The sequence below is a fragment of the Pseudomonas halotolerans genome (genome assembly GCF_039581215.1).
In the GTDB taxonomy this organism is placed as follows: Bacteria; Pseudomonadota; Gammaproteobacteria; order Pseudomonadales; family Pseudomonadaceae; genus Aquipseudomonas; species Aquipseudomonas tehranensis.
In genome coordinates this window covers 77697-101383 of sequence record NZ_JBCNTJ010000011.1, presented here as the reverse complement: position 1 = coordinate 101383, position 23687 = coordinate 77697, and the positions used below count along the sequence as shown (strand labels likewise).

The 23687-nt window shown below is 60.8% G+C and carries 19 protein-coding genes; 11 read left to right on the top strand and 8 right to left on the bottom strand.

The window, feature by feature from the left end:
* Positions 1 to 161: 161 nt before the first annotated feature.
* Both AAIS01_RS16270 and AAIS01_RS16265 read right to left on the bottom strand, forming a co-directional pair.
* Positions 162 to 869 (bottom strand): 3'-5' exonuclease, encoded by a 708-nt coding sequence (locus tag AAIS01_RS16270; RefSeq protein ID WP_343469762.1) that lies wholly within the window; start codon positions 867 to 869, stop codon positions 162 to 164.
* A complete protein-coding gene (locus tag AAIS01_RS16265) occupies positions 866 to 2806 on the bottom strand; it encodes a putative nucleotidyltransferase substrate binding domain-containing protein (protein ID WP_343469761.1) in 1941 nt (646 codons plus the stop codon). Before AAIS01_RS16265 ends, AAIS01_RS16270 begins: the two co-directional genes overlap by 4 nt.
* Positions 2807 to 3058: 252 nt before the next feature.
* Between AAIS01_RS16265 and AAIS01_RS16260 the strand changes: the two genes are divergently transcribed.
* Entirely contained in the window at positions 3059 to 3505 is a 447-nt protein-coding gene (locus tag AAIS01_RS16260; RefSeq protein ID WP_343469760.1) for a response regulator, read from the top strand.
* Between the two features lie 93 nt (positions 3506 to 3598).
* Here the strand turns inward: AAIS01_RS16260 and AAIS01_RS16255 are convergent, their stop codons facing one another.
* Entirely contained in the window at positions 3599 to 5776 is a 2178-nt protein-coding gene (locus AAIS01_RS16255; protein ID WP_343469759.1) for a malate synthase G, read from the bottom strand.
* A 557-nt stretch (positions 5777 to 6333) separates the two neighbouring features.
* On the opposite strand from AAIS01_RS16255, the gene AAIS01_RS16250 reads away from it, so the two are divergent.
* Complete coding sequence (locus AAIS01_RS16250) at positions 6334 to 6852, top strand: glycine cleavage system transcriptional repressor (RefSeq protein ID WP_343469758.1); 519 nt, start codon at positions 6334 to 6336, stop codon at positions 6850 to 6852.
* 217 nt (positions 6853 to 7069) lie between these two features.
* On the opposite strand, the gene rarD is transcribed toward AAIS01_RS16250, so the two are convergent.
* From rarD to AAIS01_RS16225, 5 genes are all read right to left on the bottom strand, one after another.
* Positions 7070 to 7957 (bottom strand): EamA family transporter RarD, encoded by an 888-nt coding sequence (rarD, locus tag AAIS01_RS16245; protein ID WP_214912499.1) that lies wholly within the window; start codon positions 7955 to 7957, stop codon positions 7070 to 7072.
* 202 nt (positions 7958 to 8159) lie between these two features.
* Entirely contained in the window at positions 8160 to 9134 is a 975-nt protein-coding gene (locus AAIS01_RS16240) for a serine/threonine protein kinase (RefSeq protein WP_343469757.1), read from the bottom strand.
* A 188-nt stretch (positions 9135 to 9322) separates the two neighbouring features.
* Positions 9323 to 11218 (bottom strand): PhoX family protein, encoded by a 1896-nt coding sequence (locus AAIS01_RS16235; RefSeq protein WP_343469756.1) that lies wholly within the window; start codon positions 11216 to 11218, stop codon positions 9323 to 9325.
* Between the two features lie 66 nt (positions 11219 to 11284).
* Positions 11285 to 12061 carry a TOBE domain-containing protein gene (locus AAIS01_RS16230; RefSeq protein WP_343469755.1) on the bottom strand — a complete coding sequence of 259 codons (777 nt, stop codon included), beginning with the start codon at positions 12059 to 12061 and terminating at the stop codon, positions 11285 to 11287.
* A gap of 57 nt (positions 12062 to 12118) precedes the next feature.
* Complete coding sequence (locus tag AAIS01_RS16225; RefSeq protein WP_343469754.1) at positions 12119 to 12859, bottom strand: double zinc ribbon domain-containing protein; 741 nt, start codon at positions 12857 to 12859, stop codon at positions 12119 to 12121.
* A gap of 91 nt (positions 12860 to 12950) precedes the next feature.
* Here AAIS01_RS16225 and bioB point away from each other — a divergent pair, with 91 nt between their 5' ends.
* The 9 genes from bioB (at position 12951) to AAIS01_RS16180 (ending at position 23567) form a co-directional block, all read left to right on the top strand.
* The gene (bioB, locus tag AAIS01_RS16220; protein ID WP_343469753.1) at positions 12951 to 14006 is read left to right on the top strand and encodes a biotin synthase BioB; all 1056 of its coding nucleotides are present in this window, start codon (positions 12951 to 12953) and stop codon (positions 14004 to 14006) included.
* A 178-nt stretch (positions 14007 to 14184) separates the two neighbouring features.
* Entirely contained in the window at positions 14185 to 15363 is a 1179-nt protein-coding gene (gene bioF, locus AAIS01_RS16215; protein ID WP_343469752.1) for an 8-amino-7-oxononanoate synthase, read from the top strand.
* Positions 15356 to 16087 carry an alpha/beta fold hydrolase gene (locus AAIS01_RS16210; RefSeq protein WP_343469751.1) on the top strand — a complete coding sequence of 244 codons (732 nt, stop codon included), beginning with the start codon at positions 15356 to 15358 and terminating at the stop codon, positions 16085 to 16087. The genes bioF and AAIS01_RS16210 overlap by 8 nt, the downstream gene beginning before the upstream one ends.
* A complete protein-coding gene (gene bioC, locus AAIS01_RS16205; protein ID WP_343469750.1) occupies positions 16080 to 16892 on the top strand; it encodes a malonyl-ACP O-methyltransferase BioC in 813 nt (270 codons plus the stop codon). The genes AAIS01_RS16210 and bioC overlap by 8 nt, the downstream gene beginning before the upstream one ends.
* Positions 16889 to 17572 carry a dethiobiotin synthase gene (bioD, locus tag AAIS01_RS16200; protein ID WP_092400845.1) on the top strand — a complete coding sequence of 228 codons (684 nt, stop codon included), beginning with the start codon at positions 16889 to 16891 and terminating at the stop codon, positions 17570 to 17572. Before bioC ends, bioD begins: the two co-directional genes overlap by 4 nt.
* 108 nt (positions 17573 to 17680) lie before the next feature.
* Positions 17681 to 17977, top strand: coding sequence for a pyrroloquinoline quinone biosynthesis protein PqqE (locus tag AAIS01_RS16195; protein ID WP_092400848.1), 297 nt, complete (start codon positions 17681 to 17683; stop codon positions 17975 to 17977).
* Between the two features lie 275 nt (positions 17978 to 18252).
* Positions 18253 to 20058 (top strand): phenylacyl-CoA dehydrogenase, encoded by a 1806-nt coding sequence (locus tag AAIS01_RS16190; protein ID WP_343469749.1) that lies wholly within the window; start codon positions 18253 to 18255, stop codon positions 20056 to 20058.
* Between the two features lie 331 nt (positions 20059 to 20389).
* Complete coding sequence (locus AAIS01_RS16185) at positions 20390 to 21679, top strand: GGDEF domain-containing protein (protein WP_343469748.1); 1290 nt, start codon at positions 20390 to 20392, stop codon at positions 21677 to 21679.
* Between the two features lie 91 nt (positions 21680 to 21770).
* Positions 21771 to 23567: an acyl-CoA dehydrogenase C-terminal domain-containing protein gene (locus AAIS01_RS16180; RefSeq protein ID WP_343469747.1), complete on the top strand. Its 1797-nt coding sequence runs from the start codon at positions 21771 to 21773 to the stop codon at positions 23565 to 23567.
* The last annotated feature ends 120 nt before the right edge of the window (positions 23568 to 23687 follow it).

The window sequence follows — 23687 nt, the reverse complement described above, 5'->3', positions numbered from 1 at the left end:
AGCAATTGGCGCTGGTCGGGACCCGGTCTGTGGGCCCAAACAAGTCTGTGGGAGCAAGGCTTGCCCGCGATGCAGGCGACTCGGTTTGGCTGTCAAACCAGGCGATGCCATCGCGGGCAAGCCTTGCTCCCACAGGTAAACCCACCCTCGGAGCAGAGGATTTAGAGCGAAGGCGCCCGTTGCCGTCGCTTCCATTGGCTTACGCGCTGTTGCAGATCCAGTGGGCTATGGATCTGTTGCTGACGGGCGCGGCTGAACAGAATGAGCGCCAATTCGGCGGTGGCCAGGGCGTCGGCGCTGGCGTTATGGCGGTCGAAGACTTGCAGTTTGCACCAGTCGATCCAGTCGTCCAGGCCGGCCTTGCGCAGGTGTGCTTGAGGGCAGAGCATGGGCGCCAGGTCAGCGACATCCAGAAACGTATGCTGCAAGCGGTAACCGAGGTAATCCTTCAGTGCCCGCCCCAGCATGTGGGAGTCGAACGGCGCATGGAACGCCAACAGTGGACTGTCGCCGACGAACTCCATGAACGCCAGCAGCGCCTCGGCGGGGTCGCTGCCGGCGGCAATTTCACTCGGCGCCAGGCCATGGATCAATACGCTTGGCCCCAGCTTTTGCTTGTCGCACTGCAAGGTGCGTTCGAACTGTTGGCTGAAGTCGATGGCGCCGTCTTCTATGACCACCGCACCGATGGACAGCACCTGATCCTTGCTCAGGTTCAACCCCGTGGTTTCCAGATCCAGCACTACCCAGCGTTGCTCCCTCAGGCTGCATTCACCCAGGGGCGCGGGGGCTGGTAGGCGTTCCAGGCGCTGTTGCACGTCGTCAGGCAACATCGGTTGGACCGGGCGTAGCCAGGAAAAAATGCTCACAACTGGTACCTCAGCGTCAGGCTGCTTTGCAGCCGTTGGGCCTGGCGCAGGGATTCGCGCAGAATGCGCCGGTCCAGATGATTAAGGCTGTCGGGATCGACCCGGTTGGAGTAGGGCAGGTTTTCGCGGGTTTGCAGCTGATGTTGTTGCATGCGGGTTTGCTGGATGAAGTGATAGGCCTCTTCATAGGCCGCGCCATCGAGCGGTTGGATCACGTCCTTGATGACCAGTTGCCGCAAGCGCTCCAGGGTATTGTTGGCTTCGATGCCATTGGCCAGGGCCAGCAGGCGGGCGCCGTCGACAAAAGGCGTCAGGCCTTGCACTTTCAAGTCCAGGGTGGCTTTTTCGCCGTTCTTGCGGCTGAGCACGAAATCCCTGAAGCGTCCCACCGGTGGACGATGACGCAGCGCGTTCTCGGCCATCATGCGCTGGAACAAACGGTTATCGGCCACCTGTTCGAGCACTTGCTGGCGCAACTGCTCACAGCCTTGCTCATCGCCCCAGACCACCCGCAGGTCGAAATAAATACTCGAGCTCAATAGGTTTTCCGGCGTCGCTTCACGAATGAAGGCGGCAAAGCGTCGGGCCCATTCGGCGCGGGACAGGCACAGCTCCGGGTTGCCGGCCATGATGTTGCCCTTGCACAAGGTGAAACCACAGAGGGCCAGGCTCTGGTTGATCTGTTGGGCGATGGGCAGCAGCAGCCCGCGGATCTGCGCCGCATGGGCGGCGTCTCGGGCTTCGAACAGGATGCCGTTGTCCTGGTCGGTGTGCAGGGTCTGCTCGCGCCGCCCTTCACTGCCGAAACACAACCAACTGAACGGCACGCCTGGGTCGCCCTTGTCGGCCAGGGTCAGTTCGATGACCCGGCACACGGTGTGGTCGTTGAGCAGGGTGATGATCTGGGTGATCTGCGTCGACGACGCACCATGGGCCAGCATGCGCTCCACCAATTGACCGATCTCGCCGCGCAGGGCCACCAGGCTCTCGACTTTCGGGGCGCTGCTGATGGTCCGTGCCAGATGCACCAGGTCGACCCGCTGCAGGGAAAACAGATCGCGCTCGGACACCACGCCACACAAGCGATGGTCCTTGACCAGACAAACGTGGGCGATGTGGCGCTCAGTCATGGCGATGGCCGCGTCGAAGGCGCTGTGGTCCGGCGACAGATAAAAGGGTGTCGGGGTCATGTGCGCGGCGATGGCTTCGGAAAAGTCCCCTGAACCGTCGGCGACCACATGCCGCAGGTCGCGCAGGGTAAAAATCCCTACCGGCGCTTTTTGCTCGTTCACCACCACAATGCTTCCGACCTGCTGTTCGTGCATCAGTTTCACGGCTTCGCGCAGCGGCATGTCGGGGGGGCAACTCACTGGATGACGCATCGCCAGTTCGCCCAGCCGGGTGTTGAGGGAGTATTGGGTGCCAAGGGCTTGCGCGGATTTCTGCTGGACTTGCTGATTGAACTGGTCGAGCAGGCTGCTGACGCCACGCAGCGCGAAATCACGGAACGGGCTCGACAGGGCGAACAGCTTGATGAATGCCTGCTTGTTCAACTGCAGGCAGAAGGTGTCCTCGCCGGCACGGTGTTCGGTGCGCGTGGCCCGCTCGCCCAGCAGCGCGGCAAGGGGGAAGCATTCGCCGGTGGTGATTTCGAAGGTGGTCTCGGTGCCACCTTTTGCCGAATGCGGACGCTCACCCACGACCCGGCCCTGCTTGACGATATAAAAGTGTTCCACCGTGCCGTCGGCCGGTTTGATGATGGTTTCCCCCGGTGCGTAAAAACGCAGCAGGCATTGCTCCACCAGATAAGCCAGGTGAGCGTTTTCCATTTGGTTGAACGGGGGAAAACGCTGCAGGAATTGCAGCGTCCCTTGGATGTTTTGCAACACTGCGGTTTTCCCTGCCTGGGTAAAGGCGTCCGTTTTTTTCATCACCATGGCGCAGTCTTTTTTTGAATTGTTGTGGTCGGATCTGTCCCCATGGTCAACCCCTGAAGGTAGGGTGCCCATTGGACGTAAGTCTAGGTCGCGGCAAAAGGCGGGGAACGATAGAAAAATCCCACGGTTGGTCTCATCAAGTCTGCAGTAAATGTACTTGGAAAAAAATCCGACGAAGTGCACATTGAAGTGTCGCAGAACGATGTCTGACCACTGTGCCAGGGGATCGATTTAAAGAACGTAGAGAGCATCATGTCCGACCACGATATTTTGAGTGACGCCGAGCGCGAGGCGCTGAGTGCCGTCATGCTGGAACCCGATCTGCCGCCGCAGCGAGTCTTGATTGTCGATGACGACAAGGACGCCCGCGAGCTGTTGTCGGAAATTCTGGCGCTGGACGGTATTCACTGCATGACCGCCGCCAGCGGTGAAACGGCGCTCAAGTTGCTGGAAACCAAGCCGTCGATTGGCCTATTGATCACCGACTTGCGTATGGGCAACGTCGATGGTCTTGAATTGGTCCGCCTGGTCCGTGAGTCGGAGCGGGCCGCGCTGCCGATTATCCTCGTCTCCGGCGATGCGGACGTGAAGGACGCCATTGAAGCGATGCACCTGAGCGTAGTGGATTTTTTACTCAAGCCTATTGATACGGAAAAATTACTGGGCCTGGTCAAGCATGAGTTGGGAGTGGATCTTTGAAAGGATCGCAGCCTTCGGCAGTTCCTACAGGTTGCGCAAATAAAAAGCCCTGATCTTTCGATCAGGGCTTTTTTCGTTGTCACGGTCGCTCAATCACAACCCGTTGGCTGCCTTGAACTCGCGACGACGACGGTGCAGCACCGGCTCGGTGTAGCCGTTAGGTTGCTTCGTGCCTTCGATCACCAATTCGACCGCCGCCTGGAAGGCGATGTTGCGGTCGAAGTCTGGCGCCAGCGGCCGGTACAGCGGGTCGTTGGCGTTCTGGCGATCCACCACCGGCGCCATGCGCTTGAGGCTTTCCATGACCTGGTCCTGGGTCACGATGCCGTGGCGCAGCCAGTTGGCGATGTGCTGGCTGGAGATACGCAGCGTCGCACGGTCTTCCATCAGGCCGATGTCGTTGATGTCCGGCACCTTGGAGCAGCCGACGCCCTGGTCGATCCAGCGCACCACATAGCCGAGGATGCCCTGGGCATTGTTGTCCAGTTCGTTCTTGATCTGCTCCGGCGTCCAGTTCGGGTTGACGGCCAGCGGGATGGTCAGGATGTCGTCCACCGAAGCGCGAGCGCGCTTGGCCAGTTCGGCCTGGCGAGCGAACACGTCGACCTTGTGGTAATGCAGCGCGTGCAGGGCGGCGGCGGTCGGCGAGGGAACCCACGCGGTGTTGGCGCCGGCCAGCGGATGAGCGATTTTCTGTTCGAGCATCGCGGCCATCAGGTCCGGCATCGCCCACATGCCCTTGCCGATTTGCGCGCGACCTTGCAGGCCGGTGCTCAGGCCGATATCGACGTTCCAGTTTTCGTACGCGGCGATCCACTTCTCAGCCTTCATGTCGGCCTTGCGCACCATTGGGCCGGCTTCCATGGAGGTGTGGATTTCGTCGCCGGTGCGGTCCAGGAAGCCGGTGTTGATGAACACCACGCGTTCACTGGCGGCCTTGATACAGGCCTTGAGGTTGACCGTGGTCCGGCGCTCCTCGTCCATGATCCCGACCTTGAGGGTGTTGCGCGGCAGGTTCAGCACGTCCTCGACGCGGCCGAACAGTTCGTTGGTGAACGCCGCTTCTTCCGGCCCGTGCATCTTTGGCTTGACGATGTACACCGAGCCGGTGCGGCTGTTGCGCCGCGACGTGTTGCCGTTAAGGCTGTGGATCGCCGCCAGGCTGGTGATCAGGCCGTCGAGAATGCCTTCAGGTACTTCGTTGCCGTGCTGGTCCAAGATGGCGTCGATGGTCATCAGGTGGCCGACGTTGCGCACGAATAGCAGAGAGCGGCCGTGCAGCGTCACGCTCGAACCGTCGACTGCGGTGTAGACGCGGTCGGGGTTCATGGTGCGGGTAAACGTCTGGCCGCCCTTGGCGACTTGTTCCGCCAGGTCGCCCTTCATCAGGCCGAGCCAGTTACGGTAAATCACCACTTTGTCATCGGCATCGACGGCGGCGACCGAGTCTTCGCAGTCCATGATGGTGGTCAGCGCGGCTTCCATCAGAATGTCTTTGACGCCGGCGGCATCGGTCTGGCCGACGGGGGTGCTGGCGTCGATCTGGATTTCGAAGTGCAGGCCATTGTGCTTCAACAGGAGGGTGGTCGGTGCCGAAGCATCGCCCTGGAAACCGATCAGTTGCGCGTCGTCACGCAGGCCGCTGTTGCTGCCGCCCTTGAGGGCAACCACCAGTTTGCCATCGACGATCTTATATGCGGTGGAGTCGACATGGGAGCCGGCCGCCAGGGGGGCCGCTTCGTCGAGGAAGACGCGGGCGAAGGCGATGACCTTGTCGCCGCGAACCTTGTTGTAGCCTTTGCCTTTTTCCGCGCCGTCGGCTTCGCTGATGGCATCGGTACCGTACAGCGCGTCGTACAACGAACCCCAGCGGGCGTTCGAGGCATTGAGGGCGAAGCGGGCATTCATCACCGGGACGACCAACTGCGGGCCGGCCATGCGGGCGATTTCGTCATCGACATTTTGGGTCGTGGCCTGGAAATCCGCCGCTTCCGGCAGCAGATAACCGATGTCTTGCAGGAAGGCTTTGTAAGCCACGGCGTCGTGGGCCTGGCCGGCACGGGCCTGGTGCCAGGCATCGATCTGCGCCTGGAAATCGTCGCGTTTGGCGAGTAGGGCTTTGTTCTTCGGGGCCAGGTCGTGGATGACTTTGTCGGCACCGGCCCAGAACGCATCGGCGGTGAGGCCGGTTCCGGGGATGGCTTCGTTATTCACGAAGTCGAACAGGACTTTGGCGACCTTAAGGCCACCGACTTGAACGTGTTCAGTCATTGCTTGCCTCACTCTGCTCAGCTATTTCGCTTTTCAGCTCTTCGATTTTGACAATGAAGCCTCGGGACATTTAAACCACAAACCCCGGAACCAGTACATGCCATCGCTGGCGGCTGGGTGGGACCTGTCACGGGCGTTAAGCCTTGCTGACGGGGCTTTCAGGGATGCGACTGCGCCTTAAGCAGACATCGGTCCAACGTTATGTAGTGCGCGCTGCGGCATACTACATGATCAGTTGCGGTTGTGAAAATTAGACTAATTGCGTCGTTCTGCGACCCACTAAAGTGCTACGGTCACAACGAGGCACGGAATGTTCTCAAAAAAATTACAGATTGTTCCAGTTAAATCTTTGAAGTTGTACACGATATTCTTGGCGCGTCAGTCCCGTGGGCGCAAAGCTTGCCCGCGATACAGGCGCCGTGGTTTCAGAAGGACCGAATTGTTTTCATCGCGAGCAAGCTTTGCTCCCACAGGGGCGAGGTATATATCTTTAGGCCACCCGCCTGTCCGCGACCACCTGCCTATACTCTTCTTTCCACAACCAGAGGGCTCGCGCCATGGACCATCTCGTCATCACTGTTTTCGCCCCGGACAAGCCTGGGTTGGTCGAGCAAATCGCCCTTTGCATCGCCGAGCACGGCGGTAACTGGCTGGAAAGCCGCATGTCCCGTCTGGCGGGACAATTTGCCGGCATCCTGCGCCTGAGTGTTCCGGCCGAGTCCCATGATGAACTGATCGAAGCTCTACAAGGGCTATCGGCCCACAACATCCGCGTGCTGATCGCCGAGGGCAGCGTCGAAGAGTCCTGCACCTGGAAACCTATCGCGATGGAACTGGTGGGTAACGATCGTCCTGGCATCGTCCGTGACATCACGCGCCTGCTGAGTGAGCAGGGGGTTAACGTCGAGCGACTGGTCACGGACGTGCGACCGGCACCGATGAGCAGCGAGTTGCTGTTCCACGCCGAAGCGCTTCTCGGGGTGCCGGTGACCTTGTCCCTGGAGACGTTGCAGGAGCGTCTGGAAACCCTGGCCGATGAGCTGATGGTGGAGCTGAAACTCAGCGACGAAAGCTGATACGGGTTATCCAAGGAAAAACTGCGCCTGCCTGTGGATAACCTGTAGAGACACGCCGCTAGCCCATACGGGCCGGGGCTCGATGATGAGTGATTAAAAAATCACCAGTTTTCAATGGCTTGTGCACAAACGGCGGGGATCAGGCTGTGGATAACCTTGGGGCGGATCGACGCAGGCCACGTCGTCTGTGGCCTGCGCAGGGCTGTTCGATTTTTGATCAATTACGTCGGCGCATGCTCACTACGGCATCGATGCTGTACACCGCAAGCCCGGCCCAGATGAACAGGAACGCCACTAACGTGCTGGACGACAGATGCTCGTCGAACAACAACACCGCCAGCAGCAGCACCAGCGTCGGGGCGATGTACTGCAGAAAGCCCAAGGTGGTGTAGGGCAAGTGCCGTGCAGCGGCGTTGAAACACACCAGTGGCACCAGTGTCACGGGCCCTGCCGCCACCAGCCACCAGGCTTCGGAAGTGGTCCAGAAAACGGCTTGGGCACTGGTCGCCGCCGGGTTGAACAACAACCAGGCAACGGCGATCGGCACCAGCATCCAGGTTTCCACTACCAGCCCGGGTAAAGCCTTGACCGGGGCCTGTTTGCGGATCAGCCCATAAAAGCCGAAGGTCAGCGCCAGCATCAACGACACCCACGGCAGGCTGCCCACTTGCCAGACCTGCTGCGCCACACCGACCGCCGCCAACCCCACTGCCAGCCACTGCATGCGCCGCAACCGTTCACCCAGGATCAACATGCCGAGCAATACGTTTACCAATGGGTTGATGTAGTAGCCCAGGCTGGCTTCGAGCATGCGCCCGTTGTTCACCGCCCAGACATAGGTCAGCCAGTTGGCTGCGATCAGCGTACCGCTCAGGGCCAGGATCGCCAGCCGGCGCGGGTTATCCCGCAGTTCACGCCACCAGCCCGGGTGTTTCCAGACCATCAGCAACGCCGCGCCGAACAGCGCCGACCACAGCACCCGGTGGATGATGATTTCCACGGACGGCACATTGGCGATGGCTTTGAAATAGATCGGGAACAGACCCCAGATGATGTAGGCACTCAGGCCCAGGATATACCCGCGACGCGGGTTGGCGGCTTGCATGCAGAATCCTTGCTTAGGCAGCTAACAAAGGAGTGATTGTAAGGAGATTTGTCAGGTTGTGCTGGGAACCTTGTGAACAATCATCAAGGATTTCCTGTGGGAGCGGGCTTGCTCGCGAAGGCAGCGTGTCTGGCAGCACAACTTTGCCTGACCCAGCACTTTCGTGAGCAAGCCCGCTCCCACAGGATGATTCTGAGTGACATCAGAACAACCTCAACGGCTCCTCATTGAGCGCCGCCAGTTGCTCGCGCAGCGCCAACACCTGGTCGCCCCAGTAACGTTCGCTGCCGAACCACGGGAAGCTGCGCGGGAACGCCGGATCGTCCCAACGGCGTGCCAGCCAGGCGCTGTAGTGCATCAGGCGCAGGGCCCGCAGTGGCTCGATCAAGGCCAGTTCACGCGGGTCAAAGTCATGAAACTCGCGGTAGCCGTCCATCAATTCCGACAATTGCCCCAGGCATTCCTGGCGATCACCGGCGAGCATCATCCACAAGTCCTGTACCGCCGGGCCCATGCGGCAGTCGTCCAGGTCGACGATATGAAAAACCTCGTCGCGGCACATCATGTTGCCGGGGTGGCAATCGCCGTGCATGCGGATGTTCTGATGGGGCGTGGCGGCATAGACCTCTTCCACCCGCTTGAGCAGATCCCTGGCCACCGACTCGTAGGCTGGCAGCAGGCTGCGGGGCACGAAACCGCTTTGCAGCACGGTGGCCAGCGAATCGTGGCCGAAGTTTTTCACGCCCAACGCTTCACGATGCTCGAACGGACGGGTCGACCCAACCGCGTGCAGGCGCCCGAGCAATTGCCCCAGGCGATAGAGTTGGTCGAGGTTGCCCGGCTCAGGCGCGCGGCCGCCGCGACGGGGAAACAGGGTGAAACGAAACCCGGCGTGTTCGTGCAGGCTGACGCCGTTGTGAATCAGCGGCGCTACCACCGGCACGTCGCATTCGGCCAGTTCGAAGGTGAAGCGGTGCTCTTCCAGAATCGCTTCGTTGGTCCAGCGCTGAGGGCGATAGAACTTGGCGATCAGCGGCTCGGCGTCTTCGATACCCACCTGATAGACACGGTTTTCATAGCTGTTGAGGGCCAGCACACGGGCGTCGCTGAGCAAGCCCATGCTTTCAACGGCATCGAGCACCAGGTCGGGTGTGAGGGTTTCAAACGGATGGGACATGCTGACTCCTGCGCAGCGGCAGGGCTGCCGCGTCCGGCCCAGCATGGTAGCGCAGACGGAGGGAGATAGGTGACGGCTGTGCTGATGCCATCGCGAGCAGGCTCGCTCCCACAGGATTTTGTGGCGCACCGTAGATTGTAGGTGCACTGGAATCAATGTGGGAGCGAGCCTGCTCGCGATAAGCCCGATCAGGCGCCGATGACCCCGCCGTCCTCACGGGTAATCACCATCACCGACGAGCGCGGCTTACCGTTGGGCAGGTGCTCAGGGAACGTCGAGCCGCCGCTGGGGTGCTGGATGCCGATGAACAGGGTTTTGTAGTCCGGCGAGAAGCTGATTCCGGTCACTTCGCAACCCACCGGCCCGACCAGGAATCGACGGATCTCACCACTGTCGGGGTCGGCGCAGAGCATTTGGTTGTTGCCCATGCCGGCGAAGTCCCCGGTATTGCTGAAATCACCGTCGGTCTGAATCCACAGCCGTCCAGCCTTGTCGAAACCCAGGCCATCGGGGCTATTGAACATGTTCTGCGGGTTGATGTTGGATGAACCGGCCTTCGGCGTGTTGGCATGTACCGCCGGGTTGCCGGCGACCACAAACAAATCCCAGGCGAAAGTACTGGAAGCGTGATCGTCGCGGTCGGTGCGCCAGCGCAGGATCTGCCCGTAGACGTTCTTGGCTCGGGGATTGGGCCCGTCCACCGGCTGACCGGCTTCGCCGCGCTTGGAGTTGTTGGTCAGGGTGCAATAGACCTGGCCGTCTTTGGGGCTGACGACTATCCACTCCGGACGGTCCATGCGGGTGGCGCCGACAGCGGTGGCAGCCAGGCGCGCGTGGATCAGGACTTCGGCCTGGTCGGCGAAACCATGACTGGCGTCAAGACCGTTCTTGCCATGGGTCAACTCAATCCACTGCCCCATGCCTTTGGGATGGTCCGGGTTGGCGTCACCAGCGTCGAAGCGCGCCACGTACAAGGTGCCGTGATCCAGCAGGTTGCGGTTGGCCTTGGGGTTTTTGTGGTCGATCTTGTCCCGGCTGACGAATTTGTAAATGAACTCGCCGCGCTCGTCGTCGCCCATGTACACGACGGCATGACCGTCGCTGGTTTGTGTCAGGGCGGCGTTTTCGTGCTTGAAACGGCCCAGGGCGGTGCGTTTTACCGGAGTGGATTTTGGATCAAACGGATCTATTTCCACGACCCAGCCATGGCGATTGAGTTCGTTGGGGTTTTTCGCCAGGTCGAAACGCGGGTCGTGCAGGTGCCAGTCGATTTCGCTGCTGGCGACGGTGGCGCCGTAACGCTTCTGCGCCGTATCGAACTGCAAGTCCGCCTTGCTGCTGCCAAAGCAGTCGGTGAAGTTTTCTTCGCAGGTCAGGTAGGTGCCCCACGGCGTCATGCCGTTGGCGCAGTTCTGGAACGTACCCAGCACTTTTTTGCCGCTCTTGTCGGCGCTGGTTTTCATCAAGTCATGGCCGGCGGCCGGACCACTGAGGTCGATCGGCGTGTTGCCGTGAATCCTGCGGTTATAGGGCGACTCCTGGACGAACTGCCATTGCCCGTCCCGACGCTGTATTTCAATCACCGACACACCTTCGCAGGCCTGGGCCTTGTGTACATCTTCGGCTGACTGTGGTTGGCCGCCGTGGGGGAACAGGTACTGGTAGTTGGTGTACTCGTTGTTGATCGCCATCAGCGCGCGGTTGTCGTCGCCGGGAAACGGGAACAGGCTCATGCCGTCGTTGTTGTCGCCAAACTGCACTTCCTGGGCGCGTGCGGTGCCATTGCCGCTCGGATCGAACGCCGGCGCATTTTTCTGCAGGGGGTGACCCCAACTGATCAGCACCGAGGACTTGTAGCCCGGCGGCAGCGTAATGGTGTCGGCTGTGGCGGCGGCGATGCTTTCGAAGCCCAGCAGCTTGCTGTTGCCTTCGCTGACGGCGGCGGCCAGTACGCTGCGACTCAGCAGGTTGCCGCCCAGAAACATCGCCGCGCCGCACAGGGCGCCGGCACTGATGAAACCTCGACGGCTCAGGCCGACGATCTTTTCCAGGTCGGTGGATTGGTTTTCTTCTAATAGGCTCATCTGAGGCTCCCTGCTGGTTTTGGCAGCCACCTTAAAGCCGGTCGATGACGCTTTTGTTGCAGCGCGCTACAACGGTGTGCCGAGCAGCACATTTGTCGCCGAAAACTCCACTTGTACTGGTGAGCCTGTACTCAGGTTTCGCTCGCGCAGTTGCAGCGGATCGGCCAAGGCACACAGCGTTTGGCCGTTGGGCAGGCCGATGCGCACTTCGCTAGGGCCATCTTCGGCGGCGGCAACGTGTTCAATCACGCCGCGCAACGCATTTTCCCCAAGGTTGCTGGCTGCTTTTCCCGACGGGTCGACAGGGTGCAGTTCCAGCCAGCCGGCCTTGATCAGGGCAACCACGGCAGTGCCGATACCCAGTTCCAGGCGTACCGTGCTGTCGCGGGTGATCTGCGCCTGGATGACCAGACCCCGAGCGAGTTCCAGGTAAATACGGTCGTTATGACCCTGGGTTTCGATGTCCAGGACTTTGCCGTGCAACTGATTGCGCGCGCTGGTGCGCAGCATCAGGCGACTGAGCAGGCCCAGATCCCCGGCATCTTCGTTCGCCTCCAGTAACTGCGCCTGCAAGGTTTGCAGGCGCTGATACAGGCGCAGCACGCGCCGCCCTTCCTCGGACAGTTTCGCGCCGCCACCGCCTTTTCCCCCAACGCTACGCTCCACCAGCGGCTGGTCCGCCAGGTTGTTCAATTCGTCGATGGCATCCCACGCCGCCTTGTAGCTCAGGCCCGCGCTCTTGGCGGCGCGGGTGATCGAGCCTTGTTCGGCGATGTGCTGCAACAAGGCGATGCGTTGTGGGCGCCGGACGATGTGTTGGGTCAGGAGCGGGGGCAAGGACATGATGGACAACTGCGCAAAGGAATCATGGACGGACGTTGGCGCCTCGCAAGCGGCGCGTCAAGCCGGCTCACCGGGTTTCGGCGTGCGGGCCAGGCAATACACATCAACCCGGGCAGCACCGGCATCCAGTAGCAGGCGGGCCAGTGCCTGGGCCGTGGCGCCGGTAGTGAGCACATCGTCGACCAACGCCAGATGACGGTTGCCAAGCACGGCGTGGGGTGTGACGGCGAAGGCTTGGCGCAGGTTTTGGCGCCGAGCCCTGGCATCGAGCGCCTGCTGAGCGGGGGTGTCCTGGACGCGCCGCAGCAGTTGCTCTTCGCAAGGGATCTTCAAGGTCGCGCTGAGCCAGCGGGCAAGCATCGAGGCCTGATTGAAGCCGCGCTGACGCAAGCGCCGATTGGCAAGTGGCACCGGCACCAGTGCGTCCGGTAGCTCCAGCCCTTCATTGAAGTGATGTTGCAGGGACTGCGCCAGCAGTTCGCCCATTAGTCGCCCCAGCGGCCATTTGGCCTGATGTTTGAAACGTGCGATCAGACTATCGATAGGAAAGTCGTAGGCCCAGGGCGCCAAGACTCGTTCGAAGGCCGGCGGCTGCGTGGCGCACTGACCGCAACGCAGCCCGGCCATGGGCAGAGGCAAGGCGCAGATACTGCACTGGTCACCCAGCCAGGGCAGTTCGCTCTCGCAGGGGGTGCAAATGGGTTGGGGCGTGTCGGTGGTTTCGCCACACAACAGACAGGATTGTTTGTTTTTTAACCAGATGTAAACCGGTCCATCGTATCGTGGTTGACAGCGCATGGCTCTTCCTTAAATATGCCGAACATCCGTGTCGCGCCTGTGGGTATTCCGTGTCCCCAGGTGCCAGCCAAGCATAATCAAGGAAATGCCCATGAGCGCCAGCACCACTGCCAACCTGCGTCATGACTGGTCTTTGGCCGAAGTCAAAGCGCTTTTCGTCCAGCCTTTCAATGACCTGCTGTTCCAGGCGCAGACCGTGCACCGCGCGCATTTCGATGCCAACCGCGTCCAGGTGTCCACGCTGCTGTCGATCAAGACCGGCGCCTGCCCGGAAGATTGCAAATATTGTCCGCAGTCCGGCCACTACAACACCGGGCTGGAAAAAGAGAAGTTGCTGGAAGTGCAGAAAGTCCTCGAAGAGGCCGCGCGTGCCAAGGCCATTGGTTCGACCCGTTTCTGCATGGGCGCGGCGTGGAAGCATCCGTCGGCCAAGGACATGCCTTATGTACTGGAGATGGTCAAAGGCGTAAAGGCCATGGGCCTGGAGACCTGCATGACCCTGGGCCGCCTCGACCAGGACCAGACCCAGGCCCTGGCCCAGGCCGGCCTGGACTACTACAACCACAACCTCGACACCTCGCCGGAGTTCTACGGCAGCATCATCACCACCCGCACCTACAGCGAGCGCCTGCAAACCCTGGCCTATGTACGTGATTCGGGGATGAAGATCTGCTCCGGTGGCATCCTGGGCATGGGCGAGTCCCTGGACGATCGCGCCAATCTGCTGATCCAACTGGCGAACCTGCCGGAGCACCCGGAATCGGTGCCGATCAACATGCTGGTGAAAGTCGCCGGCACGCCCCTGGAAAATGCCGAAGACATCGACCCGTTCGATTTCATTCGCATGCTCGCCGTGGCGCGGATCATGATGCCTCAGTCTCACGTGCGCCTGTCCGCCGGCCGCGAAGCGATGAACGAACAGATGCAGGCCCTGGCATTTTTTGCCGGTGCCAACTCGATTTTCTATGGCGACAAGCTCCTGACCACCGCCAACCCGCAAGCCGACAAGGACATGCAACTGTTCGCTCGCCTGGGTATCCAGCCCGAAGCCCGGGAAGAGCATGCCGACGAAGTGCATCAGGCGGCTATTGAGCAGGCGCTGGTGGAGCAGAAGAGCAGCGAGCAGTTCTATAACGCGGCTGTTTGAGTTGACGCAAAACCAAGTGTGGGAGCGGGCTTTGTGGGAGCCGAGCTTGCTCGCGATGAACGATAACGCGGTCTTGCCATAGACCGCAGAGCCTGCATCGCGAGCAAGCTCGGCTCCCACAAAAGCTCTCCCACAGAGATCTGCCCAGTCTTTAATAGTTGTTCACCCCGAGGCCTGCATGCCCTTCGATCTCGCCGCACGCCTGGCTGCCCGTCGTGCCGAAAACCTCTATCGCCAGCGCCCGCTGCTCGAGAGTCCGCAGGGGCCAGAGGTGGTGGTGGACGGCCAGCCGTTGCTGGCGTTCTGCAACAATGATTACCTGGGCCTGGCCAATCATCCGCAAGTGATCGAAGCCTGGCGCGCCGGCGCGACGCGATGGGGCGTCGGAGGCGGGGCGTCCCATCTGGTGATCGGCCACAGCGCGCCCCATCATGCCCTGGAAGAAGCCTTGGCTGACTTGACCGGCCGCCCGCGGGCCCTGCTGTTCACCACCGGTTACATGGCCAACCTTGGCGCTGTCACCGCACTGGTGGGGCAGGGCGATACGGTGCTGGAGGATCGACTCAACCACGCTTCGTTGCTCGACGCCGGGTTGCTGTCCGGCGCGCGTTTCAACCGTTATCTGCACAACGATGCCCAGAGCCTGGCCAACCGTCTGGAGAAAGCCACCGGCAATACGTTGGTGGTCACCGATGGTGTGTTCAGCATGGACGGCGACATCGCCGATCTGCCGGCCCTGGCCCGTGAGACCAGGGCCAAGGGCGCCTGGCTGATGGTCGATGATGCCCACGGTTTCGGCCCGTTGGGGGCCAATGGCGGCGGGATCGTCGAACATTTTGGCCTGAGCCAGGAGGACGTGCCGGTATTGGTCGGCACCCTGGGCAAAGCCTTCGGCACCGCCGGCGCTTTTGTCGCCGGCAGTGAAGACCTGATCGAAAGCCTGATCCAGTTCGCTCGTCCCTACATCTACACCACCAGTCAACCGCCGGCCCTGGCCTGCGCTACGCTCAAGAGCCTTGAGCTGCTGCGTAGCGAGCATTGGCGGCGTGAACATTTGCAGGTGCTGATCCGCCAGTTTCGCCACGGTGCCGAGCAGATCGGCCTGCAGTTGATGGACAGTTTCACGCCGATCCAGCCGATCCTGATCGGCGATGCGGGGAGGGCGATGCGCTTGTCGCAGAGGCTGCGTGAGCGGGGGCTGATGGTTACTGCGATCCGCCCACCCACCGTGCCAGCCGGCAGCGCCCGTCTGCGTGTGACCTTGACCGCCGCTCACAGTGAGGCGCAGGTGCAACTGCTGTTGGAGGCATTGGCCGAGTGTTTTGCACAACTGGGACCGGAGCCAAGCCATGCGTGATCGACTGATATTGCTGCCTGGATGGGGCTTGGGCGTTTCCCCGCTGGAGCCTCTGGCGGCTGCGCTGCAAGGGCTCGATGAACATCTGCGGGTCGAGATCGAGCCGTTGCCGGCCCTGGCCTCAAGCGACCTCAATGAATGGCTCGAGGAGCTGGACGCCACACTGCCACAGGATGCCTGGTTGGGTGGCTGGTCGCTGGGTGGCATGCTGGCCAGCGAGCTGGCGGCGCGTCGGGGCGAGCGCTGTTGCGGCTTGTTGACCCTGGCCAGCAACCCCTCTTTCGTTGCTCATGATCAATGGCCGAGCGCGATGGCCGGTGAAACCTTTGATGGGTTTCTCGCCGGGTGCGCCGCCGACCCGCGTCAGACCCTCAAGCGCTTCAGTCTGTTGTGCGCCCAAGGCTGCAGCGATCCGCGCGGCCTGTCGCGATTGTTGTTGGCGGGGGCGCCTGTCACTTCGCCTGATGTGTTGATGGCTGGGCTCGAGCTGCTGGCGCAACTGGATACCCGCGCCGCCTTGCAGGGCTTCGGTGGCCCGCAGCTTCACTTGTTTGCCGGGCTCGACGCCCTGGTACCGGCTGAGGCAGCGGGTGAGTTGCTGGTGTTGCTACCTGATGTTGAAATCGGTCTGATCGAGCAGGCCGGCCACGGATTCCCTCTGGAAGACCCCCACGGTGTGGCGGGGGCGATTCAGGCTTTTTTGCATGAGTCCGATGATGACTGATTTGTCTGTTCCCCAATTGCCCGGTGCTTTGCCGAATAAGCGCCAGGTGGCAGCCTCGTTTTCCCGGGCTGCGACCAGTTACGACAGCGTGGCCGAGCTGCAGCGCGACGTAGGCCAGCAGTTGCTGGACCGGCTGCCCGCTTCGATCGTGCCTGAGCGCTGGATGGACTTGGGTTGTGGCACCGGCTATTTCACGCGGGCGCTGGGTACGCGCTTCGGCGAGGCGACGGGGTTGGCGCTGGATATCGCCGAAGGTATGCTCAACCATGCTCGCCCTCAGGGCGGGGCTGCGCACTTTATAGTCGGTGATGCCGAGCGCTTGCCCTTGCAGGCCTCCAGCTGCGATCTGGTGTTCTCCAGCCTGGCGGTGCAGTGGTGCGCGGATTTTGCCTCGGTGTTGAACGAAGTCCATCGGGTTTTGAAACCCGGTGGGGTGTTTGCCTTTACAAGCCTTTGCGTTGGCACGTTGTACGAATTGCGCGACAGCTGGCGTCAGGTGGATGGCCTGGTGCACGTCAACCGTTTTCGCGGGTTCGAAACGTATCAACAGCTATGTGCGGCCAGCGGGCTGAACGTTGTCAGCCTGGAAAACCGTCCCCATGTGATGTATTACCCGGACGTGCGCGGTCTGACCCATGAATTGAAAGCTCTCGGCGCCCACAATCTGAACCCCGGCCGGCCCGGTGGGTTGACGGGCCGGGCGCGGATCCTCGCGCTGGTTGACGCTTACGAACAGTTTCGTCAGGTACAGGGTTTGCCCGCGACCTACCGGGTGGTTTACGCCGTGCTGGAGAAACCGCTATGAGCCAGGCTTATTTCATCACCGGTACCGACACCGACGTGGGCAAGACCACCGTGGCGGCGGGCCTCCTGCACGCAGCGCGACAGGCAGGCATGAGCACCGCCGCGGGTAAGCCCGTGGCCTCCGGTTGTGAAGTCACGCCCAAGGGCCTGCGCAACGCCGATGCCTTGGCGCTGTTGGCTGAATGCTCGGTGCCGCTTGAGTATGCCCAGGTCAATCCGCTGGCGTTCGAACCGGCCATCGCGCCTCACCTGGCCGCTCGGGAAGCCGGTGTGGCCCTGACCGTGCAATCGTTGCTGGGACCGATGCGTGAAGTGTTGGCTCTGGAGGCCGATTTCACGCTGATCGAAGGCGCGGGTGGCTGGCGCGTTCCGCTGGCCGATCAGGACAACCTCTCGGACCTGGCGATGGCCCTGGGGCTGCCGGTGATCCTGGTGGTGGGCGTGCGCTTGGGCTGCATCAGCCACGCCCTGCTGACCGCCGAGGCCATCGCCCGGGACGGCCTGCAACTGGCTGGTTGGGTCGCCAATATCATTGACCCCAAGACGTCGCGCCTGGAAGAAAATCTAGCGACCTTGGCTGAACGCCTGCCCGCGCCATGCTTGGGGCGTGTGCCGAAAATCAAGGGTGTCACCGCCGAAGCCGTGGCTGCGCATCTGCACCTGGATTTGCTGGACTACTAAGGTTTTCGCTATGACGAGGCACTGTGCCATTAGTGTTTTTGTCGGGCCTTTTCCCCAGGCTTCTGTTTCAATGGCCGCTGTCTACCCTTCAAGAAGACGAGTTCTGCCATGGAAATCTCAGGAAATACCGCGTTCTATGCCGGTCTGAGCACGATTCAGACAGGGCAGAACCGTGTCGATCAGGCTTCGAGCCAGATCGCCAACAATACCATCGAGCGTTCGGTCACCAGCCAGTCGTCCGAACTGCAGGCCGATCGTTTACGGTCGGTGGATCGCAGCCAGCAATCGGACTTGGCCAGCAACATGGTTGAAATGTCCCAGGGCAAATTTCAGGTCGAACTGGGCGTGAACGTGGCCAAGGCTTCCGATGAAATGCTCGGTACGTTGATCGACACTTTCGCCTGATTCTCCACCTCAGGTTTGTCAAAACGCCGCGATTATTCGCGGCGTTTTCGTCTCTAACTCCTTCTGGTTCAACTAATCTTTTCCTACGGACGCTGTGAGTGTTTCGCTGCGGTGAATGGCTGTGCCTGGGATTTTTTCAGGGACGATGACGAACGGCAAAAGATCGGCGCTTGACAAGATTTGGGCGTAAACGTATGTTTCAAACAACTGTTTGACCGTCACAACAAATCCATGCGGTCGTTCATTCCCGGTTACATCAGCAGAGGTTTATCGCTATGCCTGACTACAAGGCCCCCTTGCGTGATATTCGCTTCGTTCGTGACGAACTGCTTGGCTATGAAGCGCACTATCAGAGCCTTCCGGCTTGCCAGGACGCAACTCCAGACATGGTTGACGCCATTCTTGAAGAAGGTGCCAAGTTTTGTGAGCAGGTGCTGGCACCGCTGAACCGTGTGGGTGACACCGAGGGCTGCACCTGGAGTGAGTCCGGCGTTAAGACCCCGACTGGCTTCAAGGAAGCCTACAAGCAATTCGTTGAAGGCGGCTGGCCAAGCCTGGCCCACGACGTGGAGCATGGTGGTCAAGGCCTGCCGGAGTCTCTGGGCCTGGCGGTCAGCGAGATGGTCGGCGAAGCCAACTGGTCGTGGGGCATGTACCCAGGCCTGTCCCATGGTGCGATGAACACTATTTCCGAGCACGGTACGCCCGAGCAGCAAGAGGCCTACCTGACCAAGCTGGTTTCCGGCGAATGGACCGGCACCATGTGCCTGACCGAGCCGCACTGCGGCACGGACCTGGGCATGCTGCGCACCAAGGCCGAGCCACAGGCCGACGGTTCGTACAAGGTCAGCGGTACCAAAATCTTCATTTCGGCCGGCGAACACGACATGGCCGACAACATCGTCCACATCGTTCTGGCACGTCTGCCGGACGCCCCGGCCGGTACCAAAGGTATTTCGCTGTTCATCGTTCCCAAGTTCCTGCCTAACGCTGACGGCTCCATCGGTCAGCGCAACGCGGTGAGCTGCGGTTCGCTGGAACACAAGATGGGCATCCACGGCAACGCCACCTGCGTGATGAACTTCGACGCGGCCACCGGTTTCCTGATCGGCCCGGCGAACAAAGGCTTGAACTGCATGTTCACCTTCATGAACACCGCACGCCTGGGCACCGCGCTGCAAGGCTTGGCCCACGCCGAAATCGGCTTCCAGGGTGGCCTGAAGTACGCCCGTGACCGCCTGCAAATGCGTTCCCTGACCGGCCCGAAAGCACCGGACAAAGCCGCCGACCCGATCATCGTGCACCCTGACGTGCGTCGCATGCTGTTGACCATGAAGGCCTTCGCCGAAGGTAACCGGGCGATGGTTTACTTCACTGCCAAGCAAGTGGACATCGTCAAATACGGCGTCGACGAAGAAGAGAAGAAAAAAGCCGATGCGCTGCTGGCGTTCATGACGCCGATCGCCAAGGCGTTCATGACTGAAGTCGGCTTCGAATCGGCCAACCACGGCGTGCAGATCTACGGTGGTCACGGTTTCATCGCCGAGTGGGGCATGGAGCAGAACGTTCGCGACAGCCGCATTTCGATGCTGTACGAAGGCACCACCGGCATCCAGGCCCTCGACCTGCTGGGCCGCAAAGTGCTGATGACCCAGGGCGAAGCGCTCAAGGGCTTCACCAAGATCGTTCACAAGTTCTGCCAAAGCAACGAAGGCAACGACGCGGTCAAAGAGTTCGTAGAACCTCTGGCGGCGCTGAACAAGGAATGGGGCGAACTGACCATGAAGGTCGGTATGGCGGCCATGAAAGACCGCGAAGAAGTTGGCGCGGCCTCGGTGGACTACCTGATGTACTCCGGTTACGCCTGCCTGGCCTACTTCTGGGCTGACATGGCGCGCCTGGCGGCGGAAAAACTCGCCGGCGGCACCACCGAAGAAGCTTTCTACACTGCCAAGCTGCAGACCGCGCGCTTCTACTTCCAGCGCATCCTGCCACGTACCCGCACTCACGTGGCAACCATGTTGTCAGGCGCCAACAACCTGATGGACATGAAAGAAGAAGACTTCGCACTGGGTTACTAAGCCTTACGCGGTTCTTCACAGGCCGCTGTTTCTTCGGGAGCAGCGGCTTTTTTATGCCTGCCGCCAGTCCCCTTGTGGGAGCGGGCTTGCTCGCGAACGCGGTGGATCAGACGGCATCAACGTTGATTGATAGGCCGCTTTCGCGAGCAGGCTCGCTCCCACAGAGAATCTGCGCAGCTATGGAAAAACATTCATCAAACTGAACCCTAAGAAATCACTCCATGCTGCCGTTACAAGGATGGCAGTGTGACATCTGTCACATCTCGCGTGCCTTAATGCTCCAGTAGCAGGCACAATGCCATCTTTGATCAGCCGGGTCGGAGCTTTACCCTTGCCGCGTTCTTCCGCTGTACGTCTCAGTCATTTCCTGCCGTCATTGGTGCTGTTGCTGGCGGGGCTTGCGGCTGCCTACGTCAAGGATCTCAATGTCTTTTTCACCTCCCTGTTCAACGTCCTTCCTACATTGGTGTTGTTGCTAGGAGGTGCGTATTGCGCCGTTTACCGACGTCAGCGTGAGCTGTTTCTGATGATCACGGTGTACATCGCCTACTTCCTGCTGGACACCCAGACCGACTTCTACCGCGACAACGGCAAGGTGCGCGAAGACGCAGCGGTGGTGTTTCACCTGGTCTGCCTGTTACTGCCTCTGTTGTTTGGCCTTTTCGCCGCGTGGCAGGAGCGTACTCACTTGTTCCAGGACCTGGTCGCGCGGTTCGCGGTGCTGCTGGTCTTTGGCAGCGTGGCGCTGGCTCTGGAACAAAGTTATCCCCAGGCTCTGCTGTTGTGGCTTTCCGAGATTCGCTGGCCGGCGTTGCACGGTGCCTGGATGAGCCTGATCCAGTTGTCCTACCCGGTGTTCATCGCAGCCTTCCTGTTGCTGGCCTGGCAATACTGGCGCCACCCGCGACCGTTGCATGCCGCGCAACTGGTGGGTTTGCTCGGGGTGTTCTGGATGTTGCCCAAGACCTTCATCCTGCCGTTTACCCTGAACATCATGTGCAGTCAGGTGATGCTGATGATCGCGGCCGCGGTCGCCCACGAGGCTTATCAAATGGCGTTCCGTGACGAACTGACCGGCCTGCCGGGGCGTCGGGCGCTGAATGAGCGCATGCAGCGTCTGGGGCGCAATTATGTATTGGCGATGAGCGACGTGGACCATTTCAAGAAATTCAATGACACCCACGGCCACGACGTGGGCGACCAAGTGTTGCGTCTGGTCGCCAGCAAACTGTCGAAAATCAGCGGTGGCGGTAGGGCTTATCGCTACGGTGGAGAGGAATTTGCGCTGGTATTTGCAGGCAAAACCATCGAGGAGTGCATGCCTCACCTGGAAGTCATTCGCGAATCCATTGCTAACTACAGCATCCAACTACGCAATCCCGACAGTCGTCCTCAGGATGATCAACAGGGCCGCCAGCGTCGTTCCGGTGCCGGGGCATCCAGTGTGTCGGTGACGGTCAGCATCGGCGTGGCCGAGCGTATCGAGCAGCGCACCCCCGAAGAAGTGCTCAAGTCCGCCGACCAGGCGCTCTACAACGCCAAGGGGGCCGGGCGTAACTGTGTGATGGCCTATGGGCAGAACCGTCGCGGTGCGGTTCGCATGGAAGCTGCCGCGGGTTGAGTGATGACGGCGCATTCAGCGTCTGGACTGTGATTGTGAGCCTCGGTGGCCGGCAGTAGGTTTGAACGACCTGCTACCGGAGAAGACCACCATGCCCGAGTACAAAGCCCCGCTGCGCGACATGCGCTTTCTGATCGATCACGTCTTCGATTTCCATGGCCGTTATGCCGAACTGGGGGCCGGCGATGCCAGCCCGGACATGGTCAACGCCATTCTCGAAGAGGGCGCCAGGTTCTGTGAGAACGTGCTGGCACCGCTCAATCGCTCCGGTGACGAAGAAGGCTGCCATTTCGACAATGGCGTGGTCACCACGCCTACCGGCTTCAAGCAGGCGTTTGCACAGTACGTGGAGGGCGGCTGGCACGGGCTGGCGGCGGACCCGGCTTACGGCGGCCAAGGATTGCCCAGTTCCCTGGGCCTGGTCATCAGCGAAATGGTCGGCTCCAGCAATACCTCCTGGGGCATGTACCCGGGCCTGACCCATGGTGCGATGTCGGCCATTCATGCCCACGGCACCGAAGAGCAGAAACAGGCTTATCTCACCAAGCTCACGGCCGGTCAGTGGACCGGCACGATGTGCCTGACCGAAGCCCATTGCGGCACGGACCTGGGCATCATCAAGACCCGCGCCTTGCCTCAGGCCGACGGCAGCTACGCGATCACCGGCAGCAAGATTTTCATTTCCGCCGGCGAGCACGACATGAGTGACAACATCATTCACTTGGTGCTCGCCAAACTGCCGGACGCCCCGGCCGGGACCAAAGGTATCTCGCTGTTCATCGTGCCCAAGTTCCTGCCTGACGCCAAGGGCGAAGCGGGACCGCGCAATGGCGTTTCCTGCGGGTCGATCGAACACAAAATGGGCATTAAGGCTTCTGCCACCTGCGTGCTTAATTTCGACGGGGCCAAGGGGTTCTTGATCGGCGAGCCGAACAAGGGCCTGAACTGCATGTTCACCATGATGAACCATGCCCGGCTGGGCACCGGCATGCAGGGCCTGTGCCTCGGGGAAGCGAGCTTCCAGGGCGCGATCAAATATGCCAACGACCGTTTGCAGATGCGCTCGCTGACCGGTCCCAAGGCGCCGGAAAAAGCCGCCGATCCAATCATCGTCCATCCCGATGTGCGTCGGATGTTGCTGACCATGAAAGCCTTCAACGAGGGCAACCGGGCACTGACTTACTTCACTGCGCAACTGTTGGATATCGCCCACCTGAGCCGCGACGAAACCGCCCGCCAGGAGGCCGAAGACCTGCTGGCGTTCCTCACCCCGATCTGCAAGGCCTTCATGACCGACACGGGGTTGGAGGTGACCAACCACGGCATGCAAGTGTTTGGCGGTCATGGCTTCATACGCGAATGGGGCATGGAGCAACTGGTGCGAGACTGTCGCATTGCGCCGATCTACGAAGGCACCAATGGTATCCAGGCGCTCGATTTGCTGGGGCGCAAGGTGTTGGGCAGTCAGGGCAAGTTGCTGCGAGGGTTCACCAAAATCGTCCATAAGTTCTGCGCCGCCAACGCTGAACATCCGCAGCTCAAGGATTACGTCGCGCAACTCAACGGGCTCAACCAGCAATGGGGCGAACTGACCACCCAGGTTGGCATGGCGGCCATGAAGAATCCGGATGAAGTGGGTGCCGCCTCCGTGGACTATCTGATGTACAGCGGCTACATCATCCTGGCTTATCTGTGGTTGCGCATGGCGTTGGTGGCCCAGGCGCAACTTGACGCGGGCGAAGGTGACGCGGATTTCTGTCGGGGCAAACTGGCGACCTGTGAGTTTTACTTCAAGCGCCTGCTGCCCAGGACCGCCGCCCATCGGGCCGCGGTTGAGGCGGGGAGCGATTGCTTGATGAAGCTGCCAGCGGAGTTGTTTGCCCTCTGATAGGAGGGACAAGGGTCGCAGGCTTCGCCAGTTCCTACAGGGAGTACGCACTCTTCTGTAGGCGCTGGCGAAGCCTGCGATCTTTTTCGCGATGACTAAAAATAACAAAACAGTCACCGG